Origin of the sequence: Thalassospira lohafexi (assembly GCF_002844275.1) — a bacterium.
GTDB classification, from domain to species: domain Bacteria; phylum Pseudomonadota; class Alphaproteobacteria; order Rhodospirillales; family Thalassospiraceae; genus Thalassospira; species Thalassospira lohafexi.
In genome coordinates this window covers 138,731-160,001 of the sequence record NZ_NXGX01000008.1, presented here as the reverse complement: position 1 = coordinate 160,001, position 21,271 = coordinate 138,731, and the positions used below count along the sequence as shown (strand labels likewise).

The 21,271-nt window shown below is 52.1% G+C and carries 17 protein-coding genes; 8 read left to right on the top strand and 9 right to left on the bottom strand.

Features of this window, described 5'->3' with window-relative positions:
* Position 1: 1 nt before the first annotated feature.
* Genes COO92_RS18595 through COO92_RS18585 form a run of 3 tightly spaced genes read left to right on the top strand, consistent with a single transcriptional unit; the run spans position 2 to position 3,444 of the window.
* Positions 2-2,005, top strand: a complete 2,004-nt coding sequence (locus COO92_RS18595; RefSeq protein WP_101304485.1) for an acetyl/propionyl/methylcrotonyl-CoA carboxylase subunit alpha — start codon at positions 2-4, stop codon at positions 2,003-2,005.
* Positions 2,005-2,934, top strand: coding sequence for a hydroxymethylglutaryl-CoA lyase (locus COO92_RS18590; protein WP_101304484.1), 930 nt, complete (start codon positions 2,005-2,007; stop codon positions 2,932-2,934). The genes COO92_RS18595 and COO92_RS18590 overlap by 1 nt, the downstream gene beginning before the upstream one ends.
* 3 nt (positions 2,935-2,937) lie before the next feature.
* Positions 2,938-3,444, top strand: a complete 507-nt coding sequence (locus tag COO92_RS18585; protein ID WP_101304483.1) for a GNAT family N-acetyltransferase — start codon at positions 2,938-2,940, stop codon at positions 3,442-3,444.
* Positions 3,445-3,455: 11 nt separating this feature from the next.
* On the opposite strand, the gene COO92_RS18580 is transcribed toward COO92_RS18585, so the two are convergent.
* The 7 genes from COO92_RS18580 to COO92_RS18550 form a co-directional block, all read right to left on the bottom strand.
* Positions 3,456-5,126, bottom strand: a complete 1,671-nt coding sequence (locus COO92_RS18580; protein ID WP_101304482.1) for a methyl-accepting chemotaxis protein — start codon at positions 5,124-5,126, stop codon at positions 3,456-3,458.
* A gap of 108 nt (positions 5,127-5,234) precedes the next feature.
* The gene (locus COO92_RS18575; RefSeq protein WP_101304481.1) at positions 5,235-6,608 is read right to left on the bottom strand and encodes an MATE family efflux transporter; all 1,374 of its coding nucleotides are present in this window, start codon (positions 6,606-6,608) and stop codon (positions 5,235-5,237) included.
* Between the two features lie 74 nt (positions 6,609-6,682).
* A complete protein-coding gene (locus COO92_RS18570) occupies positions 6,683-8,035 on the bottom strand; it encodes a hypothetical protein (RefSeq protein WP_101304480.1) in 1,353 nt (450 codons plus the stop codon).
* Positions 8,036-8,442: 407 nt separating this feature from the next.
* On the bottom strand, positions 8,443-10,572 hold the full coding sequence (locus tag COO92_RS18565; protein ID WP_101304479.1) for a methyl-accepting chemotaxis protein: 2,130 nt from the start codon (positions 10,570-10,572) through the stop codon (positions 8,443-8,445).
* A 347-nt stretch (positions 10,573-10,919) separates the two neighbouring features.
* Entirely contained in the window at positions 10,920-11,444 is a 525-nt protein-coding gene (locus COO92_RS18560; RefSeq protein ID WP_101304478.1) for a DUF934 domain-containing protein, read from the bottom strand.
* On the bottom strand, positions 11,431-13,086 hold the full coding sequence (locus tag COO92_RS18555; RefSeq protein ID WP_101304477.1) for a nitrite/sulfite reductase: 1,656 nt from the start codon (positions 13,084-13,086) through the stop codon (positions 11,431-11,433). The genes COO92_RS18560 and COO92_RS18555 overlap by 14 nt, the downstream gene beginning before the upstream one ends.
* 11 nt (positions 13,087-13,097) lie before the next feature.
* The gene (locus COO92_RS18550; RefSeq protein WP_101304476.1) at positions 13,098-13,391 is read right to left on the bottom strand and encodes a DUF2849 domain-containing protein; all 294 of its coding nucleotides are present in this window, start codon (positions 13,389-13,391) and stop codon (positions 13,098-13,100) included.
* A gap of 219 nt (positions 13,392-13,610) precedes the next feature.
* On the opposite strand from COO92_RS18550, the gene COO92_RS18545 reads away from it, so the two are divergent.
* A complete protein-coding gene (locus COO92_RS18545) occupies positions 13,611-14,027 on the top strand; it encodes a DUF1489 family protein (protein ID WP_101304475.1) in 417 nt (138 codons plus the stop codon).
* 20 nt (positions 14,028-14,047) lie between these two features.
* Here COO92_RS18545 and gcvA read toward each other — a convergent pair whose 3' ends face one another.
* The gene (gcvA, locus tag COO92_RS18540; RefSeq protein ID WP_101304474.1) at positions 14,048-14,989 is read right to left on the bottom strand and encodes a transcriptional regulator GcvA; all 942 of its coding nucleotides are present in this window, start codon (positions 14,987-14,989) and stop codon (positions 14,048-14,050) included.
* Between the two features lie 139 nt (positions 14,990-15,128).
* Here gcvA and COO92_RS22200 point away from each other — a divergent pair, with 139 nt between their 5' ends.
* The 3 genes from COO92_RS22200 (at position 15,129) to COO92_RS18525 (ending at position 17,456) form a co-directional block, all read left to right on the top strand.
* Positions 15,129-15,386: a DUF1127 domain-containing protein gene (locus COO92_RS22200; RefSeq protein WP_206186435.1), complete on the top strand. Its 258-nt coding sequence runs from the start codon at positions 15,129-15,131 to the stop codon at positions 15,384-15,386.
* Positions 15,387-15,531: 145 nt separating this feature from the next.
* A complete protein-coding gene (gene ppk2, locus COO92_RS18530) occupies positions 15,532-16,452 on the top strand; it encodes a polyphosphate kinase 2 (protein WP_240626515.1) in 921 nt (306 codons plus the stop codon).
* A 104-nt stretch (positions 16,453-16,556) separates the two neighbouring features.
* Positions 16,557-17,456, top strand: a complete 900-nt coding sequence (locus COO92_RS18525; RefSeq protein WP_276307573.1) for an NAD(P)-dependent oxidoreductase — start codon at positions 16,557-16,559, stop codon at positions 17,454-17,456.
* 79 nt (positions 17,457-17,535) lie between these two features.
* On the opposite strand, the gene COO92_RS18520 is transcribed toward COO92_RS18525, so the two are convergent.
* The gene (locus COO92_RS18520; protein ID WP_240626514.1) at positions 17,536-18,936 is read right to left on the bottom strand and encodes a S41 family peptidase; all 1,401 of its coding nucleotides are present in this window, start codon (positions 18,934-18,936) and stop codon (positions 17,536-17,538) included.
* A 443-nt stretch (positions 18,937-19,379) separates the two neighbouring features.
* Between COO92_RS18520 and COO92_RS18515 the strand changes: the two genes are divergently transcribed.
* On the top strand, positions 19,380-21,161 hold the full coding sequence (locus tag COO92_RS18515; protein WP_101304471.1) for an acyl-CoA dehydrogenase: 1,782 nt from the start codon (positions 19,380-19,382) through the stop codon (positions 21,159-21,161).
* Positions 21,162-21,271 lie beyond the last annotated feature (110 nt).

The window sequence follows — 21,271 nt, the reverse complement described above, 5'->3', positions numbered from 1 at the left end:
CATGCCGCGCAAAATTCTGATCGCCAATCGCGGTGAGATCGCCTGTCGTGTGATCAAAACCGCCCGTCGCATGGGCATCCAGACCGTTGCCGTTTATTCCGATGCAGATGCCAATGCATTGCACGTTAAGTCTGCGGATGAGGCGTATCATATCGGTGCCCCTGCCCCCAAAGACAGCTACCTTCGCACCGACCGGTTGCTTGACGTGATCGCGCAATCAGGCGCCGATGCCGTCCATCCGGGTTACGGGTTCCTGTCGGAAAATGCCGGATTTGCTGACGCGCTTGAAAAATCTGGCTGTGTCTTTGTCGGCCCACCGGCAAGTGCCATCCGTGCGATGGGATCAAAATCCGAAGCCAAGAAAATCATGGGCAAGGCTGGCGTGCCGCTTGTGCCGGGGTATCACGGGGCGGATCAAGACCCTGATTTCCTTGCGGCCGAGGCCGAAAAGATCGGCTATCCGGTTTTGATCAAGGCCTCGGCTGGCGGCGGCGGCAAAGGCATGCGGGCAGTTGAAACGGCGTCTGAGTTCAAAGACGCCCTGATCAGCTGTAAGCGCGAAGCGCAAAGCAGCTTTGGCGATGATCATTGCCTGATTGAAAAGCTGATTGTTACCCCGCGCCACGTTGAAATTCAGGTCTTTGCCGACAACCACGGCAATGCGGTATATCTGTTTGAACGCGACTGTTCGCTGCAACGCCGCCATCAAAAGGTGATTGAAGAAGCCCCTGCCCCCAATATGAGCGAAGAATTACGCGCACAAATGGGCAAGGCCGCCGTCGATGCCGCCAAGGCAATTGGCTATCAGGGGGCAGGCACGGTTGAATTCCTTCTGGACGCATCGGGTGCGTTTTACTTCATGGAAATGAACACCCGCCTTCAGGTCGAACATCCCGTGACCGAGAAAATCACTGGCGAAGACCTTGTGGAATGGCAATTACGCGTTGCCGATGGCGAGCATCTTCCAAAATCGCAAGACGAACTGACCATCAACGGGCATGCGTTCGAAGTCCGTATCTATGCCGAAGACCCACAGAACGATTTCCTGCCCGCCACCGGCAAACTGGTTCATATGCGCATGCCACATGAATCCGACCATGTCCGTGTTGATACCGGTGTCTATGAAGGCGGCGAAGTCTCAATCCATTATGACCCGATGATCGCCAAGCTGATCACATGGGATGTGGACCGCACATCAGCACTCCGCCGTATGGCATCGGCCTTAAATGATGTGCAGATCGTCGGGGTGACCACCAATACCGGGTTCCTTGGCAACATCGCCCGACATCCGGCGTTCGAGGCTGGTGAAGTCGAAACCGGCTTCATCCCGATGTATCACGACGACCTGATCCCGGCCCCAACGACACCGGATAACGAGGCACTGGTCTTTGCCGCCCTTGATGTGTTACGCACCCGTGATGCCGAGGCGGCCCGTTTTGCGGCCCAAAGTAACGATCCCTATTCCCCGTGGCACAGCACGGCGGGTTTCCGGCTGAATGATGACAATCATCATGATTTGATATTGCGCCATGATGGTGATGATATTGCGGTCAAAGTCCACTACCGTGATCATGGCTATGTCATGGATATGCCCGATGGTAGCGCTATCATCGCCAGCGCCGAACATGATCAGGACGGAGCCATTCATGCCAGCCTGAACAATGTGCGCAAACGCGCCACCGTGCTGCGTGATGGCAATCGTCTGACGATTTTCCGCGATGGTCGCACCGACCGGCTGGAAATATTCGACCCACTGGCCGCCGCTGGTGCAGCCGAAGGGACAGGTGGTGGCTTAACCGCCCCGATGCCCGGCAAGATTATTGCCGTCATGGCAAAGGCCGGACAAGCTGTGACGGCGGGCGACAAGCTTGTGGTCATGGAAGCCATGAAAATGGAACACACCATTTCAGCCCCGGTTACCGGCACGGTCAAAGAGGTCTTCTTTGACGTCGGCGATCAAGTCGAGGACGGTGCGGAACTGATCGCGATTGAGGAGGCCGAATAATGGCCCTTCTTTCCAGTTTACCCACCAACGTCAAAATCGTTGAAGTCGGCCCGCGCGATGGCCTTCAGAACGAAAAGACGATGGTGGCAACCAACACCAAGGTCGAACTGATAAACCGTTTGAATGATGCGGGACTGTCGGTGATCGAGGCCACCGCCTTTGTCAGCCCGAAATGGGTTCCGCAAATGGCCGATGCGTCCGAGGTCATGGCAAAGATCACCCGTAAATCCGGCGTGACCTATCCCGTTTTGGCCCCAAACACCAAGGGGCTCGAGGCCGCCATTGCCGCAGGTGCGACCGAGGTGGCCGTTTTTGGTGCGGCATCGGAAAGCTTCTCGCAAAAGAATATCAATTGTTCGATTGCCGAAAGTCTGGATCGTTTCCGTCCGGTGGTTATTGCCGCCCGCGATGCAGGTCTTTCTGTGCGAGGTTATGTCTCCTGTGTGCTGGGCTGCCCGTATGAAGGCGACATTCCACCAGGAAAAGTCGCCGAGGTTGCCAAGGCGCTTTATGACATGGGATGTTATGAAATCAGTCTGGGTGACACCATTGGCACAGGCACCCCAGCCAAGGCGCAGGCAATGATTTCTGCGGTTACCGAACATATCCCAATTGAAAAAATCGCAGCCCATTTCCACGATACCTATGGTCAGGCACTTGCCAACCTTCTTGGAGTTCTGGAAATGGGGGTGGCAACGGTTGACAGTTCGGTCGCCGGACTAGGCGGCTGTCCCTATGCCAAAGGTGCTAGTGGCAATGTCGCGACCGAAGACGTTGTTTATATGCTCAACGGGCTTGGCATCAAAACCGGTATTGATCTTGAAAAGCTTGCCGCGACAGGCAGCTGGATTTGTGATCAAATCGGACGATCAAGCGCATCAAAGGCCAATCTGGCGATTGGGGCAAAGCGCAGCACGAACGAGGGATAGCGCATGAAGGGTCCGTCACCATACAGCTTCCGACGGGCCATCCCCAACGACCTTTCCATGATCCGCCGCTGGCTTTATTTGCCCGAAGTCATCCGCTGGTGGGGCAATCCTGTCGAGCAGATCGAAATTATCACCGAAGACATTGAACTGGCCGAAATGGCAACGCTGATTGTGTCGTATCGCAATCGGCCATTTGCGTTTGTTCAGCATTACGACGCCTATCAATGGCCACAGGACCATTTCGAAAATCTTCCGGCGGGCACCCGCTGTATGGATAGCTTTATCGGCGTTTCGGCCATGATGGGATGCGGTCACGGGCGCATGTTCTTGAGCCTGCTGTCGAACATGCTGATCGAACGCGGTGCCCCGTTAATCGCAATTGATCCAGACCCAACCAACGAGGCGGCAATTCGCTGCTATGAGGCGATTGGTTTTGTCGGGCACCGCGAATACGACACAAGCGAAGGTCCCTGCCTTTTGATGACATTTGGTCCCAAAAGGCAGGGATAGGATACTTTGCGTCAGGCTGCCCGCACGTCATTTAGGAACTGGGCAACCTTTTCACGCAGGACTTCTGCCTGCTGCGAAAGCTCACCAGACGCAGCAAGAACATCCTCTGCTGCGGCTCCGGTTGATCCGGCTGCTTCGTTCACACCGGTAATGTTAGAAGAAACTTCGGTTGTCCCCGCCGACGCCTCCTGCACGTTACGGGTGATCTCTTGTGTTGCCGCACCTTGTTGTTCGACCGCACTGGCAATGGTTGCCGCAATCTCGTTGATTTCGGCGATTGTGGTTGAAATTAGACCAATGGCATCAACCGCGCCTTCGGTTTCATGTTGAATACCGGTGATCTGGGCTGTGATATCTTCGGTCGCGCGTGATGTTGCGGTCGCAAGGTTTTTGACCTCGGCGGCAACAACGGCAAACCCCTTGCCAGCATCCCCCGCACGTGCGGCTTCAATCGTTGCATTCAGGGCCAGAAGATTGGTCTGTTCGGCAATGTCGCGGATCAGACCAACAACGTCGCCAATTTTCTGCGCCGCAGCGGCCAGCCCCCGCACCTGTTCATTGGTGCGTTCCGCATCCGACACCGCACGGCTTGCCACAGTTGAAGACTGACTGACCTGATGGGTGATTTCAGCAATAGAGGCACTGAGTTCCTCAGCCGCACTTGCAACCGTTTGTACATTATTTGACGCCTGTTCGGCAGCAGCGGCCACAATGCTGGACTGGCGGCTGGTTTCCTCGGCCGTGCTGGTCATGCCGGTTGCGGTTGCCTGCATCTCGGTCGATGCCGATGCCACCGCTTCAAGCACAGCGGAAACTTCGCTGTCGAAGCCCGATGTCAGCTCACTGATTCTCGCAGCCCGCCGTTCACGTGACTTGGCGGCCTCGACCTCTTGGGCGGCAAGTTCTTCGGCCTTGATCATGTTTTCCTTGAAGATCAAAACAGCCTTGGCCATATCGCCAATTTCATCGCGGTGATCCTGACCGGGAATGTCAATGTTCTTATTCCCGCCAGCAAGCGTATTCATTGTATCCGTGATCGCACGGATCGGACGGGAAATACCCGTCCCAATGGTCCAGGCCGCAGCAATACCGAGCACAATAGCAATCCCTGCGACAATCTCGGTAGCCATGACAGACTGACTGGCTGCCTTCGTCGCCCGTGGTCCAATTTCGTCCTGTTCTGCCTTAATCTCAAGTTTGAGTTCTTCAAGATCGTGGGCGATGATCGGGCCCAGCCGATCAAGTGTACCCGTCACCAATGTTGCGCGCGCCGGATCATTAGCCGGAAGTGAGACAACCTGATCAAATGCATCAAAGTAGGTTTTCAGTTCTTTATCCGACTTTTGCGCATTTTCCAGACGTTCGGGTTCACGTAGCATGCCAACCAACTCGTCATTCAACGTGATTGCTGTGGCCAGACGGGTTTTGACACTCTCGGCGGAGGTCGGGTTTGCATTCAGAAGATAGTCTTTTACCGAAACGCGTGCTTCCAGAAGGTTGGCCTGAACCCGGGCCGCCTGATTGGATTGCAACGCGATCTGACGGTAACGCATAAAGTCATCGCCGACACTGCTGATCGCCAAGACCGACATCAACGACATGATCGCCAGCAAGACAAGCACAACACCAAAACCGCCAAAGACCTTTGTCGCGATCTTTAAACGCTTAAACACTGAAAACATTGAATTACCCCACCTTAGAAAAGCGTACTCCTCTAATATGGGAATGGAACTGGCCCTAAGTCGCCACGGGTGTGAACAAATTCACAACCAATAATCGCAAAAATAACATTACATGACCGTATTAGGACTTGACGCCCGGTCAGTGCTCCCACGATTATTGCTTCTGCGGCAGGCAAGTCGGTAACTTACGATGCCTGTGCCAAGACCAAACAACGTGACGCCCGCGATCTGACCATACAAAACGCCCGCCGCGCCAAAATACAAGCTGCCCAGCCAAACCAGCGGGATCACCCCCAGTAATTCCTTGGTCAAATCAGCAACCATGGCAAGATTGGGCCGCCCGGTGACGTTAAAGAACGTATGCGATGAATATTGCAGGCCCAGAAACATATAAAGCGGCGCGATCATGGTACAGAACACAGCAAGCAATGCCGATGTTTCCGGCGTCGCATGAAAAAGTGCTGCCAACTGGTCTGACAAAAGATACAAGATCGTGGAAACGATCAGTCCATAGATAATGATCAGCCCCCAAACCGTGTGCCAAAGGGCGCGAATGCGCGCAGATTTTCCGGCCGCAAAGTTCTGCCCAATGATCGGGCCAATCGCCTGTGGCAGCGCCATATAGCCAACGAAGGCGAACGGGGCGATACGTTCAATAATCGCCATGGCCGCTACGGCATCCGGTCCAAACTGCGCCATGGAGGCCATGATGAAGCCGCTTGCAATGGGCGGGCCCATTTTGGCAAGACCGACCGGCACTGTGACCTTGGCAATTTCGCCAATATCCTCTCGAAAAAACGCCCGATCAAACCGGCCCAGCATTGGATGCACGCGATACACCCCGTAAAAAGCGATCACCATGATGGTGATGCGCGACAAGACAGTCGCCCATGCCGCCCCCTCAACACCCCAGCCAAACCCGAAAATAAAAATTGGATCAAGCACGGCGTTCACAGTCGCCCCGGCGATCTTGGCCCACATTGAGAGATTCTTTGCGCCAATGGCACGCAAAAGTGCGCCTGATGACATGCTAAGAACAAGGACAGGCAGGCACAGCATGACGATCTGTAGATAGCTTGTGCCAAGTTCATGGGCGCGCCCGGTCGCCCCCAAAAGCGACAACATATAGGGAGCCGACAACCAAAGCACGACTGTCATCAGAGCCGAAAGAACACCGCCGAAAACCAGAATATGGGTTGCAAATATCTTTGCACGGGCACGATCCCCGCGTCCCTCAGCGCGGGATACAAGGGCCGTCATCGCTGTTGAGATACCAAGCGAAACCGCCAAGGTAAAAAAGATCAACGGCCAGGCAAAACCAAGCCCTGCGATAACATCAACGTCACCAAGAAAACTTAGAAACAGCAGATCAAGCGCATCAACCAACACCAGTGCCACCAGCGCAAACATGCTGGTATGTGCCATACTGAAAATATGGCGCAACATCGAACCACTGACGAAATATTGCGGTTGCAAGGCCATCTTATGCCGTCTCGTCCAGTTCAAATGACATGAGAGGAAGAAACGCCCGATAAAACAGTTGCCCAAGGCATCTGTCAGTCATTTTTAAATGAGCCGGCCAATGTATCCGCACTCGCAGGAAACCGGGGCCAACGCGGCATATCGCGGCGGTCCAATGTCATCCCCGTTTTGGTTGCGGGCACGACGGATGGCTTGGCCACCAGATGCAAGTCCGTACCGGCCTTCCATTTCGCGGCAATAATGCTGGGGTTGTCGGCGCAAAATTCATTAAGCCGTGCAATCACCTGATGCTGAGTTTTTACAGCTTTCGGGAATGTTTTTTCGGTCCAGAACCGCTTGCGCGGGCGGAAATATCCAACTTCATCAAGAAACGACACACCAAAATAGTGACACGATTCAAGCGAGTTATAAAACTGCCCATCAAAGACGAAGCTACCATCCCGTCGCATGGAATGTTTGAGACACCAGCTGAGCATCTTGTCGAGCTGGCCTGATGAAAAGTCCTGCTCGGACGGTGTCATATGCGGCCATCCGTGGCGAAACAGCTTTGCCACATCATAATTGTTATGGTTGTTAAACTGTCCCCGACTAAGCCAGCCCAGAGGATATTCCGCATCCCGACGGTCAAGGGTTGTACGGATGATATGGGGCCATTGCCGCACATTCCCCTTGCGATAGGACACAATGTGAAACGTATAGCTCAAATCATCAAACCGGTGGATATCACCGTCGGATGAATACCACGGGCCCCAATAGCCGGTTTCAGGGTTCTGAATGTCATCCAGAAAATCGGTAAATGCCGCGATGTAGGCATCATCAAGCGCAATGCCCTGAACGTTTTCACGGGCAAAATTGCGTAATCGTGGCTTAAAACACAGTTGGGCCAAACAGCACAGAACACTGCCCAGCTCATCGCGCTGATTGCGACCGGTCGCTGCAACGTCCGAGATCAAAAGGCTTTCAAGATAAGCCTGCATTTTAGGAATGGTTGAGACCGGCTCAAGAAAATGAAGCGGATATCGCGGCGCGCGCTTTTCAGAAGCAAGCTCGTGGAGGCGCACAATGGTTGCATCAAATTTGTGATGGAATTCGGTATATTGCCAGCCCCACGACCCATCGATTTCCGATTGTCGTGCGACATAGCTTTGATCGGTTTCGTCAAAACTGCTTTCAAGCTTTTCAACAAGATCGTCCAAGCGTGGCCAATATGCCGTATAGCGCGCCAGCCATTTGGCATAGATGTAAAGCTGCTGGGACGCCAGCATGGTTCGGCTGTATTCGCTAAACCGGCGCAGAATTGCTGCCATAACACCAAGATGGTCGTTATATCGCTGTACCTTGTCGTGATAGGCGCGGTCATACCGGGTGAATTCCCGTTCAATGACGCATCCATCTACAGTATTTGCCAAATGCAGAACTGACGACATATGTACCCCTGATGTGTTGCCGAGGGTGAAAGCCACTTTTCGTGTCGGTGACACCGATCTGCACGAACCACAGACGGCATTGGTTTAAATTCTCCGACAACCATGAAAACTTTATGGTTGTCTTATACTCAAGTAAAAACATCTATTAAGTGTATAGCGCTTCTTCGCACCCTGCGCCACTTATTTGCCCAAAACCAGATAAGACGTGCTGTCTGAAAATGAAAATGAAAAGGCACCTGCGATTTTTCTGAACGAGAATCCGCTCAATCACTATTTCAGGTCACATCGTTGCCGATGGCACGATGCTGCGCTCAGGTGTGCCGTCCTGAAACAAAAACAGCTCTGGAAATATTCCAGAGCTGTTTGGCTAGACGCGATTTAAATGCTGCCTGACTTATTACCTGCCGTCAGGCATCCTTGACGGCAGCAAGGAAGGCATCGACCTTGCTGCTCAATGTCTCAGCCTGAACAGATAAGTCACCAGATGCCGCCAAAACCTCTTCAGCAGCGGCTCCTGTTGAGGCCGCAGCTTCGCTCACCCCGTGGATATTGGATGTTACCTCGCTTGTTCCAGAAGACGCTTCTTGGACATTTCGATTGATTTCAGCAGTTGCCGCGCCCTGTTCCTCAACAGCGCTAGCGATTGTTGCGGCAATTTCGCTGATTTCAGCAATGGTCGTACTAATAGAACCGATAGCAATTACCGCGCCATCAGTTTCCGTCTGAATACCTGTAATCTGGGCGGTAATTTCATCGGTTGCCTTTGATGTAGCATTGGCAAGGTTCTTCACCTCAGCTGCAACTACGGCAAAACCTTTGCCCGCCTCCCCGGCCCGCGCAGCCTCAATCGTTGCGTTCAACGCCAGAAGGTTGGTTTGAGCCGCAATGTCACTGATCAAGCCAACAACCGCGCCAATTTTTTGCGCAGCTTCCGCAAGGCCACGTACCTGCGCATTGGTATTTTCGGCTTCGGCGACCGCTTTATCTGCAACACTTGATGACTGCGCGACCTGATGACTAATTTCCGCGATGGAAGCACTAAGTTCTTCGGAGGCCGCGGCAACTGTTTGCACATTGCTTGACGCTTCTTCTGCCGCAGCAGCCACAACATTTGACTGTTGGCTCGTTTGCTCGGCAGTTGCCGTCATTGACGTTGCGGTTGCCTGCATTTCCGCAGCTGCTGCTGCGACAGTTTTCAGAACAAGCGACACGTCCTCATCAAAATCACGTGTCAGCTTTTCGATCAACCTTCCACGAGCTTCACGTTTTTCTTGCTCTTCAGCTTCTTTAAGTGCGAGTTCCTCAGCTTTAATCATGTTTTCTTTAAAGATAAGAACTGCAGCCGACATTTCACCTATTTCGTCTGAACGGTTCTGACCGGGAATATCAATACTCTTATCGCCACTGGCAAGGGTGCGCATGGAATTGGCAATCATTGAAATTGGGGTCGAAATCCCACGTCCAAGATAAATACCAACCCCGGAAATGATAACCGCCAAAACAAGCAACCCGACAAGAACAGCAATTAGAAGCCCCATCAGCGGAGCAAAAATCTCTGCCTCGTCAACTTCAGAAATCACCCCCCATTTCACGCCCATAAATTCCAATAGCGCAAAGGCAGAAACAACAGGAATCCCGCGATAATCATCAATCTCAATGACACCACTTTCCCCGGCAACCGAACGCCTTGCAGACTCAGTATCGATCTGAGTTTTTAGAATTGTGCTCTCATTGGAAAACCGAGAATCACTGCGCATCAAGCCATCTGCCCCGACCAGGTAACTCTCGCCTGTGTCCCCCATGCCATCACTGGATTGCATGACCTTGTTAATCCGGTCAACGGGCATCTGGAATGCCAAGACACCTTTAACTTTACCGTCTGCATCGACAATCGGCGTACTTATGAAGCTCGCGGCAGCACCGTTGCTCGCGGCATACGCCTTAAAATCAAAGAAAGATACATCTCCTTTGTCCGCAACAATAGATTGACGGTATGCGGATGAAAGATCGGTATCTTTCCATCGACCATCGACCATGTTGGTGGCGAAATCCTCTTCTTTGAAAACGGTATAGACAAGGTTCCCTGCCTGATCGAAAAGAAAAATATCGTAGTATCCACGCTGGGTCAGGAAATCACGAAGCCAAGGGTGGTATTTTCCATGGACACGTGAATAATCGGAACCATCAGTACCTTCATCGAGAAGTAACTTTTCGCCAACTGGGTTCGGATTGTTATCAATGTACACTTTCTGCAAATCCGGACCTACGTTGGGGCCCAAGGTTTGCCAAGCGCCCACAAACTCATCCAAAGCATTCACAATCAACGGGTTTTGCGCTTGAACAACCAAGTCTTGATGAATGCTATCAAGATAACTGAGAATGAAACTTTTTTTCGCAGCAGTCAGAGCAACCAGCTTTTGCTCCGCACTGATTTGAAGTTCTTCTGATGCCTTAAAGTAGGCAAGCAAGCCTGTCGTTAACGACGCAAGCACCGCTAGAAGAACAATCGTCACCGGTATTTTTTTTGCTACTCTCATCGCTCTGTCCAATCAAACGCGGCTGATCGCGCCTTTACACGTTACCCAAAAATATTTTCCCACATTCCATCGAGCATCTTTAAGGTCAGAGCGAGAACGCACAGAATCGAGGCATATACGTTCGAACAGGCTCGCTTAATCGTGTTAAGCATCGAAAGTCACGGGGAAACATCACCAAACATAGACCTTCGATACCATTAACCAATCCTAAAGTATAGTACATTATACCTTAGGATGTAAAAAAACAAAACCCGCCATTTTAATGACGGGTTTTGTCTGAATCTGGCTTGCTGATATTTTGCTGGTCGCAATGGAAGTTGCGCATCATGCATTTTCAGTCGGAAATCTTAAAAAGTCTTTCCAGTAGCATTCGCACGTCGCTCACGAAGTGAACCAGCGGTCATACGTCCATCTCCGGTTGGCTGGTAATAAACCGACATTTCCTTGAGCGCGGCACGGACCTTTGTCAGGGCCGTTTCATCGTCAACATTAAGGTCATAGGAATCAAAGCCGCAACGGTGCATATAAAGCACCTGATCGCGCAAAACGTCCCCAATGGCACGTAATTCGCCCTTAAAGCCCATGCGTTCGCGCAAAACGCGACCATAGGAATAACCACGCCCATCGGTATAAGCCGGGAAATTCACCGTAATGATCGAAAGGCGATCAAGGTCATCGGCCAGATCTTCGGGGGCGTCACCGGGATTAAGCTGCACCCCCAGACCACCATTGCGACCGATCAGATCATCACGTTGATCCTTAAACCTTGCCAACGGCACAATCAGGTTTTCATCGCTTGCTGGAAGGTCGCCCTCGGCATCAACCGTAATCCATTCCTGTTCGATCACGCTGTCATTCTTAACGATCGCCATAAAGCACCTCCTTGAACGGGTCCGTGCCAACACGACGGTACGTGTCGATGAAGCGTTCGCCTGCATCGCGGATATCAATATATTTGGTGACCAGACTTTCGATGGCATCAACCACTTCGGCCTCGGAGAAACCGGCACCAACAATTTTACCAATTGATGCGTTCTCGCTGGCGTCGCCACCAAGGGTAATCTGATAAAACTCTTTGCCACGTTTATCGAGGCCAAGAATACCAATATGTCCAACATGATGATGCCCACAGGCATTGATGCAGCCGGAAATCTTGATTTTCAGTTCGCCAATATCATGCTGACGATCCAGATCACCGAAACGCTCCGAAATGCGCTGTGACAGCGGGATCGAGCGCGCAGTTGCCAGCGCACAGTAATCAAGCCCCGGGCAGGCAATAATATCGGTCACATAGCCAAGGTTTGCCGTCCCGAGATTGGCCTTGTCCAGCTCCGTCCAGAGTGCGAACAGATCAGCCTTTTTGACATGTGGCAGAACAAGGTTCTGTTCGTGGGTCACACGCACATCCGAGAAGCTGTATTTTTCCGACAAATCGGCAACCAGTTCCATCTGAACATCGGTTGCATCCCCTGGAATACCGCCAATCGGCTTGAGCGACACACTGGCAATCGCATAACCGGGTTGTTTGTGTTCGATAACGTTCGAACGCACCCAGTTTGAAAAACCACGATTTTCAGCCTTATGACGCTCAAAGTCGGCATCATCGTCAGACAGCGTCTCAAAGGCAGGTGGCGCGAACTGTTCGATGTACTGCGCAATTTCGTCGTCGCCGATACGAAGCGAACCGTCCTTGATCTGCGCCCATTCTTCTTCGACAAGGCGCTGAATTTCTTCGACACCTTCTTCATGAACAAGGATCTTAATGCGGGCCTTGTATTTGTTGTCGCGACGGCCAAAGCGGTTATACACACGCAGGATGGCTTCGAGATAGGAGAACAAATCGTTCTTGCCGATGAAGTCACGCACAGTCTTGCCAACGAAAGGTGTGCGACCAAGCCCCCCACCCACAATGACTTCAAACCCGGTTTCACCGGCATCATTCTGATGCATGCGAAGGCCGATATCATGGACCTTGACCGCCGCACGATCATTGGGCGAACCGGTCACGGCAATTTTGAATTTGCGCGGCAGATAGGTGAATTCAGGATGGAATGTCGACCACTGACGGATCAGTTCGCAATAAGGGCGCGGATCTTCGATTTCATCGGCCGCAGCACCGGCATACTGATCGGTCGTTGTATTCCGAATGCAGTTGCCCGATGTCTGGATGGCGTGCATCTCGACATTGGCAAGATCAAGCAGGGCATCTGGAATTTCGTCAAGCTTTGGCCAGTTATACTGAATATTCTGGCGCGTGGTGAAATGGCCATAGCCCTTGTCATATTTACGCGCAATGCCACCAAGTTCACGCAACTGATCAGCGCGCAGCGTACCGTATGGGACGGCAACACGTAGCATGTAGGCGTGCAGTTGCAGATACACACCGTTCATCAGACGCAGCGGACGGAACTGTTCTTCGGTAATATCACCGGCCAGACGTCGCTTTACCTGTTCACGGAATTGTTCGGTACGTTCCTGAACAAGTTGGCGGTCGAAATCGTCGTAACGATACATGGGGTCTCTCCTTATACCGCCTGATAACCAAGGTCTTGGCGCACACTTGGACCTTTGGTGCGCAGAACTTCACGGTATTTTGTCGGAACCAGTCCACCGTCGCCCTGTTCAACATCGATCAGATACGGCCCGACAATAACGACGTCGAGTTCAGGTGCGCTTGCCTCTTTAAGAAGAACAGCAGCAGCCTCTTTTCCATCGGCAACGCGGGAATCGTGGATGTTTTCACTCCAACCGCCATCAGCAGTCAGAAACACCACCAGCCCGTCATCCAGACGGTTTGCCGTGACAACTTGCAGGGACATTCGGTTCTCTCAGCTTGTAAATCTCTCGGGTTTGGTCCTGCGGGCGGACCTTTTCTGCATCAGAATTTGGCTGATTAACCCCTATTGGTCAAGTTTTTTTGTTAAATATACTTAACAACACAATTTATTGTGTTTAATTAATCCACTCTTGACCGACGAACGTACTGGTTCTAGGTCAGGGCACTGACTGTTTCGCAGCAATAAAAAGCCGTCTTGGAAATGCCCCTTCACATCATCAAACTCAGCGTTGGAACCGAAACGCCAGAAGGTCTGCGCGAATGGCAGACCTATTTTCAGGCGACTTACGGACGGGTCTATCACACCACCCGCATGACACCGAAACGCAAGGCCGAGATTCTGGGCGGCGGATCAATCTATTGGGTTTTCAAAGGCGCAATACGCTGTCGGCAGGAGGTTCTTGACCTTGAAGAGTTTGTGAATGAAGAAGGCACGAAATATTGCCGGATCGTCCTTGACCCCGAACTGATCGAAACACGCCCCTATCCACATCGCGCGTTTCAGGGATGGCGTTATCTGAAAGAGGATAAATGCCCGCCTGACGACAAACAGGGCGGCGGCACCGAAACCCTGCCCGATGACATGGCCGATGAATTGCGCGATCTTGGATTGATCTGACATTTCCACGAAAACGTGGCTCATGCCACCGGGCCAGTTCCGTCCTCGTCAATGTCCTTTAAGGTCGCAGCAACTTCGTTCTTAAGCCAACTGACAAAGGCCAGAACCCTCGGGCGTTTTAGATGATCTTCGGGATAGACAAGGTAATAGGCACCATTTGACGCCACACTTTGTGGAAAAGGTCGGACAAGATTTCCTGCCTTAAGATCAAGGGCAGCCAGACTTGTTCTCGCCATGCCAAGCCCCTGCCCGATCAATGCCGCCTGAATGACCATATCACCGGAATTAAACCGCAACCCGCGGCTGACATCGACGTCTGTGACGTCAACAGCATCAAGCCAGAATTCCCAGTCCGCGGCATGGGGATGATCCATCACCACCGTTGCGTCGTGCAGCAACTGATGCCCTGCAATGTCGGCTGGGGTATTCAATGGCGGATGAGCCGCCAGATATGCCGGACTACACACCGGAAACGATTCATCATGCATCAGCAATTCGCAATGCAGGTTTGGATATTCCCCGTTCCCAAAGCGTACCGCCAGATCAATACTTTCTGTATGCAGGTCAACCAACCGGTCATCGGCATGAATCCGCACGTCAATATCGGGGTAAGCTTCGCGAAAATGCCCCAGACGCGGCACCAGCCATTTAACCGCAAAGCTTTGCAGCACACTGACCGTCACAACGCCTGTGTCCTCCAGCGCCTTTAACCGTTCGATTTCATCGGCGATTTTGGAAAATCCGGCACTGGTGGCACGTGAGAGCCGGGCCCCTTCTTCGGTCAGATGAATTTGTCTTGGCAATCGATGAAACAACCGAAACCCAAGATATTCTTCCAATTGCCTGACCTGCTGACTGATCGCGCCCTGGGTCACGAACAATTCTTCGGCGGCACGGGTAAAACTTAGATGGCGCGCCGCCGCATCAAAGGCGCGCAAAGATTGCAGTGGAGGTAAACGCATGAGACCTTCCTGACAGAATATGAATTAGATTTTCTAATACATAACTGCAGAATTACTCGTTTGTCACGGCGATATTTTAGAAGGAATATGGTAACAACACGAAACAACGCATTAGCAAAACCACATCAAGGAGGTCGCAATGTCTTATAGCCCACATCCGACCCAATGCCTGTCAGCATCCTGTGAAGTGTCGTCATCCACGCAGCGACGTGACACACCACATCAGGCAAGCTGGATGAAACAGATCAACAGCTTTGCCAATTTCTTCGCACTTGTGCTGCAACGGCGCGCACAACGCCGTGCTCTTATGCGCCTGAGCGATGCAGCACTGGCAGATATCGGACTTACCCGCACACAAGCAGAAGAAGAATACCGTAATTCTTTCCATTTGTTGTAAACGCCGACACAAGGCGTTTCCCCCACCATCCATCGCATTGCCCCTGTAGCATCCCGGCAAGAGTTTTGATGCCCCTTGCGCCACCCGCAATCATCGCGCACTCTTGTTACTGGAATTTATCATTAAGCTGCAGGGGCATGGCGCGATGGCATCGGATGACAAATCCAAAAAAATAGACGAGACAAAATTGAACGGCGATGCTCCCGGCAAAGATGCTGAAAGCACCCTCCCATCAAGCATTGCTGCCCAGCTTTCTGGACAGCCGGAAACGGCCGACCTTCCCCCTGACGTCAGCCTTGACCCGCAAGAACGCGCATCAAGAATGCCATCGAAACAGTATTTGCAACTGATCACGCCGCTGCACATTCAACTGTTGCGGCTTCAAAACTGGATCAAAGAGCAAAATGTCAAATCATTGATCATTTTTGAAGGTCGTGATGCTGCGGGTAAAGGCGGCACAATCAAGCGTTTTACCGAACATCTCAACCCGCGTGGTGCGCGGATTGTCGCACTAGCCAAGCCCAACGATAACGAAGCCACCCAGTGGTATTTCCAACGGTATATCGAACATCTGCCAAGTGGCGGCGAAATCGTTCTTTTTGACCGGTCTTGGTATAACCGTGCGATGGTCGAACGGGTTATGGGGTTCTGTGATATGTTTGAAGTTACAGAGTTTCTGCGCTCTGCCCCGGACCTTGAACGCATGCTGATCCGGTCAAACATTCACATGACCAAATTTTACTTCTCGGTCAGCAAGAAAGAACAGGCCAAACGGTTTAAGCAACGCAAAAATGACCCGCTAAAACAATGGAAGCTTAGCCCGGTTGATTTGGCGTCACAGGAACTTTGGGATGCTTACGCAGAAGCCAAACGCGACATGTTCTATCATACCTCAACAACAGATAGCCCGTGGGTGATTGTGAAATCCGACGACAAGAAACGCGCACGGATTAACGCCATCAGATATTACCTGTCGGGTTTTGATTATCCGGGGAAGCGCCCCGAACTTTTGACCTATGACCGCCGGATCATCCACAACGTCGCCGAAGAACTCGACGAAAGGTGATTTCAACCCAAAACGGTGTCTTCGGGCAAAATCCTTCCAGATCGTGAAAACATTGTCCCGGTAACATTTGCGCTCATTGACATTACAAGCCTTGCCACCTTTACTTGCACCATCAAATATTTGGGAGGCAAACAATGGCTAAATGTGCATTTATCGGTTTAGGTGTCATGGGATATCCAATGGCCGGTCACCTGCAGAAAGCAGGCCACGACGTTACCGTCTATAACCGTACCGCAGCGAAAGCCGAAAAATGGGTTTCCGAATATGGTGGCGCATCGGCAGCCACCCCGGCAGAAGCAGCCAAAGGGGCCGAGTTCGTCTTTTCCTGTGTGGGCAATGATGATGACCTGCGCAGTGTCACCACGGGCAGTGACGGCATTCTATCAACCATGGACAGTGGATCGGTCCTGATCGATAACACCACCGCATCTGCAGATGTCGCCCGCGAACTTTATGCTGCGGCCAAGGAAAAAGGCGTATCACTGATTGATGCGCCGGTATCAGGTGGTCAGGCGGGTGCTGAAAACGGTGTTTTAACCGTCATGTGCGGGGGCGATCAGGCTGCATTTGACCGCGCAGCCCCGATCATTGATGCCTTCGCCAAATCATGTAAATTGATGGGCGAAAGCGGTTCGGGTCAATTGACCAAAATGGTCAATCAGATTTGCATTGCGGGGCTTGTTCAGGGACTTTCCGAAGGGATTAATTTCGGCGTCAAAGCCGGTCTTGATATGGAAAAAGTTCTGGATGTTATTTCCAAGGGTGCGGCAGGCAGCTGGCAAATGGAAAATCGCGGCAGCACGATGGTCGAGAACAAGTTTGATTTCGGCTTTGCGGTTGACTGGATGCGCAAGGACCTTGGTATTTGCCTTGAAGAATCCAAACACAATGGCGCCCGCCTGCCGGTAACGTCACTCGTTGATCAGTTCTATGCCCAAGTGCAGGAACGCGGTGGCCAGCGCTGGGATACGTCAAGCTTGATTGATCTGCTTTCACGCGGCTAACCGCCCCAATCAGACGCCAAATAAAAAACGCGGCCCAAGAGCCGCGTTTTTCTTTATCCAAAGAACCTTTTGCGTAAACCTAAAGCCCGGCACGCAAAAGCGGCTCAACCTGATCCCGGTAATTGGCAAGCGGCCCATTGCTGAAATAGCCGACAGCACATTCAAGAACCGAGTCCCTGAATGCTTCAGCTGGCGTTTCATCGTCTTCATTTTCCACATCGAGGTTTTCACGGCCAGCCTGTGCACCAAAACGATCAATTTTGATATCACGTTCACAGGTTTGCGCTTCTATCGAGGCCAATGATTGACGTGGATCACGACGACGGGATGGCAAGGCATGGGCAAGATCAACCTCGCGCTCAAATTCCTCGACATCATTGCGGTGCACTTCGATATCAGGAGTAACGCCATGTCCCTGAACAATGTGGTTTTCCGGGGTGGTATAATATCCAGTGGTGATTTTAAGACCACCGCCCGATGTCAGTGGCATAATACGCTGCATCGAGCCCTTGCCGAATGAACGCTCCCCAATGATTACGCCCCGCCCGTTTTCACGCAACGCAGCCGCCATCAATTCAGCCCCCGAAGCCGATCCACGGTCCAGTAAGATCACCATCGGCACACCGTCAAAGAAATCAGAACGGTCCGCTTCGTAGCGGCGCAATTTACGTTCGCCCCGACCTTCTGTCGCAACAATAAGACCCTTGTTCAGGAACTGATCGGCAATGTCGGCGGCACTATCAAGCAACCCACCGGGATTGCGGCGCAGATCCACAATCATCCCACGCGGGGACGCGATTTTGTCTTTAAGCTGGGAAAGATAATCCTGCGTTTGTTCAAGCGTTGTCGCATCGAACCGTGAAACCCGGATGTACCCGATATCATTGTCAATTGTTCCAGCGGTCACAGACGGCACCTCGATCCGGGCCCGCTTTACCGTGACATCGAAACTGTCCTTCGTGCGCAAAATCGTTAAGGTCACAGGATCCCCGATCCGTCCACGCATGCGACGCACGGCCTCGGATATCGGTTCGCCATTCATTTCATAACCGTCAATATGGGTAATGCGATCATCGGGTTGCAGCCCGGCACGTGCAGCCGGCGTGTCATCAATCGGTGAGACGATCCGAATGCGTTTGTCGTCATCAAGCGAAATCACAATACCAACACCAGCAAAGCTGCCTTCTGTACTTTCCTGTAAACGACGGAACATGTCATCGGTCATATAGGCGCTATGCGGATCGAGTTCATGCAAGCTGTCATCAAGGGCAGCACCGACGATGCCGGTCGGCGACGTATCATCGACTTCCAATCCATCAAGTGCGGCAATGCTATTTTGGACAAAGACCGGCGTATCAATGTTTTCGACATAGGTTTCAGAAAGAACCTGCAGCGATTCGGTATAGAGCTTGTCGGCGCGCGCAAACTGATCTTCGGTCGCATTGACCGTCACGTGATCGCGATATGCGTCAAGAAACACGCGCTCTTCATCGCTGGGCCATGCAGGCCCTGCACAGGCGACCAACCTTGTCCCGGCGAACGAAATCAGCACCGCAAACAAAATTGGTAATATTCCTTTGCGCAGCAACAGCCCACTCCTGTCTTTATCATCTGGTTTACGGATCGAAATCCGATTTCATAATTCCCAAGTCTAGCCTGCCTTTTTCAGATTGGCGAGCCCTCGACTTGCTTTATCGTCTGATTAGAGTCTGAACCTAATATCGGATGCTTTTGCTCTCTTTGCCAGTGGCAACCGTTTACATACCTTTGCGACCAATGTCTGAGACGCATTTTAATGCATCTTTGCGAAACAGACTCGCTCTTGTGACTTCGCCCCGTTATGCTGCTTTCTAACAAACAAAGTTGGCAAAAAGCTGACTGTTCCGAGCGGGCGGCTCACATCTCAGGGAGACGTCTTTTTTCATGACTGACTTTACGCCACCAATTCAGGATTTTCGTTTTCTAATCCACGACGTGATCGGGCTTGATACGGTTGTAAACCTGCCCGCTTTCGCGGAGGTCAGCCCGGATCTTGTCGATGCCATCCTTGAAGAAGCATCCAAACTTGCGTCATCGGTCCTCGCACCGCTGAACCGTATCGGCGATCAGGAAGGTGCGAAACTTCTTGATGACGGCACTGTTCGTACGCCAACCGGATGGAAAGAAGCCTATGCACAGTTTTGTGAAGGTGGCTGGCAAGGTATTTCCGCCACAGAGGCCGAAGGTGGTATGGGGCTGCCTATCTTGCTCGGCGCCGCCGTTGCGGAAATGTGGCATGCTTCAAATATGGCCTTTGCGCTTTGTCCGATGCTGACCGCAGGCGCGATCGAAGCCCTCACAATCCATGGCTCAGATCAGCAACGTGCACTTTATCTATCCCGGATGGTTAGTGGCGAATGGACAGGCACGATGAACTTGACGGAACCGCAAGCCGGGTCCGACCTTTCAAAAGTACGCAGCCTTGCCGTCCCCAAAAACGACGGCACCTATGCCATCACCGGCCAAAAAATCTTTATCACCTATGGCGATCACGAGATGACGGAGAATATCGTCCATCTTGTTTTGGCCAGAACACCTGACGCGCCTGATGGTGTCAAAGGCATATCGCTGTTTATCGTTCCAAAGTTCCTTGTCTCGGAAACCGGCGAAATTGGTCCACGCAACGATGTTTCATGCGTCTCGCTTGAACATAAACTCGGTATCCATGCCAGCCCGACTGCCGTTTTATCCTTTGGCGACCAAGGTGGTGCAACCGGACACCTTGTCGGCGAAAAAGGCAAAGGCCTTGCCTGCATGTTCACCATGATGAACAACGCGCGCTTGGCCGTTGGCCAGCAAGGCGTGGCAATTTCAGAACGCGCGTATCAGCAGGCACTTGATTACAGCCAACAACGCAAGCAGGGCAAGACTCACACAGGTGACGATGCCCCAATCATCATGCATGGCGATGTGCAGCGCATGTTGATGCGTATGCGATCCTCCACCGAAGCAGCACGCGCGCTTTCGCTGTATGCGGCCGCTCAGCTTGACCTTGCCCATCACCAGCCTGATGAGAACCAACGCGCGGCGGCACAAGCCCGTGCAGACCTCCTGATACCGTTGGTCAAGGCATGGTCAACTGACCTTGGTGTCGAGAATGCGTCTCTTGGTGTGCAAGTGCATGGTGGCATGGGCTTTATCGAAGAAACCGGTGCCGCCCAACATTTACGGGATGCGCGCATCGCCCCGATTTATGAAGGCACCAACGGCATTCAGGCAATTGATTTTATTGGAAGAAAGGTTTTGCGTGATCGTGCTAGCGCATTAAACATCCTGATTACTGAGGCAAGAGATACCGTCAAAACAGCGAATTCGGGCGATCAAAACGGCACAGTACAAACTGCTGCGCAGCAAGTGCAAAACGCACTTGAACAACTTTCAGAAAGCACCGACATTGTTCTTGATCGCTGCAGCAGTGATGCGGCTATGGCCCAGGCTTTGGCATCGCCATATTTGCGTCAGGCTGCCCTTTGTGTTTCTGGCTGGTTGATGTTGCGCGCGTTGATGACTGCCAGCAGTTCCCCTGAAGCAACTGATTTCCTGTCAGGCAAGGTCAAATCCTGTCAGTTCTTCTTTTCCCAACTCTTGCCGGAAGCGGCTTTCATGGCAGCTCAAATCGCTAATTGCAGCGAAAGCGAACTCCACGAACCCCAGCCACTATTTTGACAAACTCATTTCCCAGAGTCAGCTGCGCCATCGTTATTGCAAGATGACGATGGCGCGTTGGATTCTACCCTGCCTGTTCATCCCTCTGAACAAACTGTCCGCGTCAATTG

Bases quoted from the DNA above. Each gene is read 5' to 3' on its own strand.
- COO92_RS18595 (WP_101304485.1), top strand. From the start codon at position 2: ATGCCGCGCAAAATTCTGATCGCCAATCGCGGTGAGATCGCCTGTCGT.
- COO92_RS18590 (WP_101304484.1), top strand. From the start codon at position 2,005: ATGGCCCTTCTTTCCAGTTTACCCACCAACGTCAAAATCGTTGAAGTC.
- COO92_RS18585 (WP_101304483.1), top strand. From the start codon at position 2,938: ATGAAGGGTCCGTCACCATACAGCTTCCGACGGGCCATCCCCAACGAC.
- COO92_RS18580 (WP_101304482.1), bottom strand. From the start codon at position 5,126: ATGTTTTCAGTGTTTAAGCGTTTAAAGATCGCGACAAAGGTCTTTGGC.
- COO92_RS18575 (WP_101304481.1), bottom strand. From the start codon at position 6,608: ATGGCCTTGCAACCGCAATATTTCGTCAGTGGTTCGATGTTGCGCCAT.
- COO92_RS18570 (WP_101304480.1), bottom strand. From the start codon at position 8,035: ATGTCGTCAGTTCTGCATTTGGCAAATACTGTAGATGGATGCGTCATT.
- COO92_RS18565 (WP_101304479.1), bottom strand. From the start codon at position 10,572: ATGAGAGTAGCAAAAAAAATACCGGTGACGATTGTTCTTCTAGCGGTG.
- COO92_RS18560 (WP_101304478.1), bottom strand. From the start codon at position 11,444: ATGGCGATCGTTAAGAATGACAGCGTGATCGAACAGGAATGGATTACG.
- COO92_RS18555 (WP_101304477.1), bottom strand. From the start codon at position 13,086: ATGTATCGTTACGACGATTTCGACCGCCAACTTGTTCAGGAACGTACC.
- COO92_RS18550 (WP_101304476.1), bottom strand. From the start codon at position 13,391: ATGTCCCTGCAAGTTGTCACGGCAAACCGTCTGGATGACGGGCTGGTG.
- COO92_RS18545 (WP_101304475.1), top strand. From the start codon at position 13,611: ATGCCCCTTCACATCATCAAACTCAGCGTTGGAACCGAAACGCCAGAA.
- gcvA (WP_101304474.1), bottom strand. From the start codon at position 14,989: ATGCGTTTACCTCCACTGCAATCTTTGCGCGCCTTTGATGCGGCGGCG.
- COO92_RS22200 (WP_206186435.1), top strand. From the start codon at position 15,129: ATGTCTTATAGCCCACATCCGACCCAATGCCTGTCAGCATCCTGTGAA.
- ppk2 (WP_240626515.1), top strand. From the start codon at position 15,532: ATGGCATCGGATGACAAATCCAAAAAAATAGACGAGACAAAATTGAAC.
- COO92_RS18515 (WP_101304471.1), top strand. From the start codon at position 19,380: ATGACTGACTTTACGCCACCAATTCAGGATTTTCGTTTTCTAATCCAC.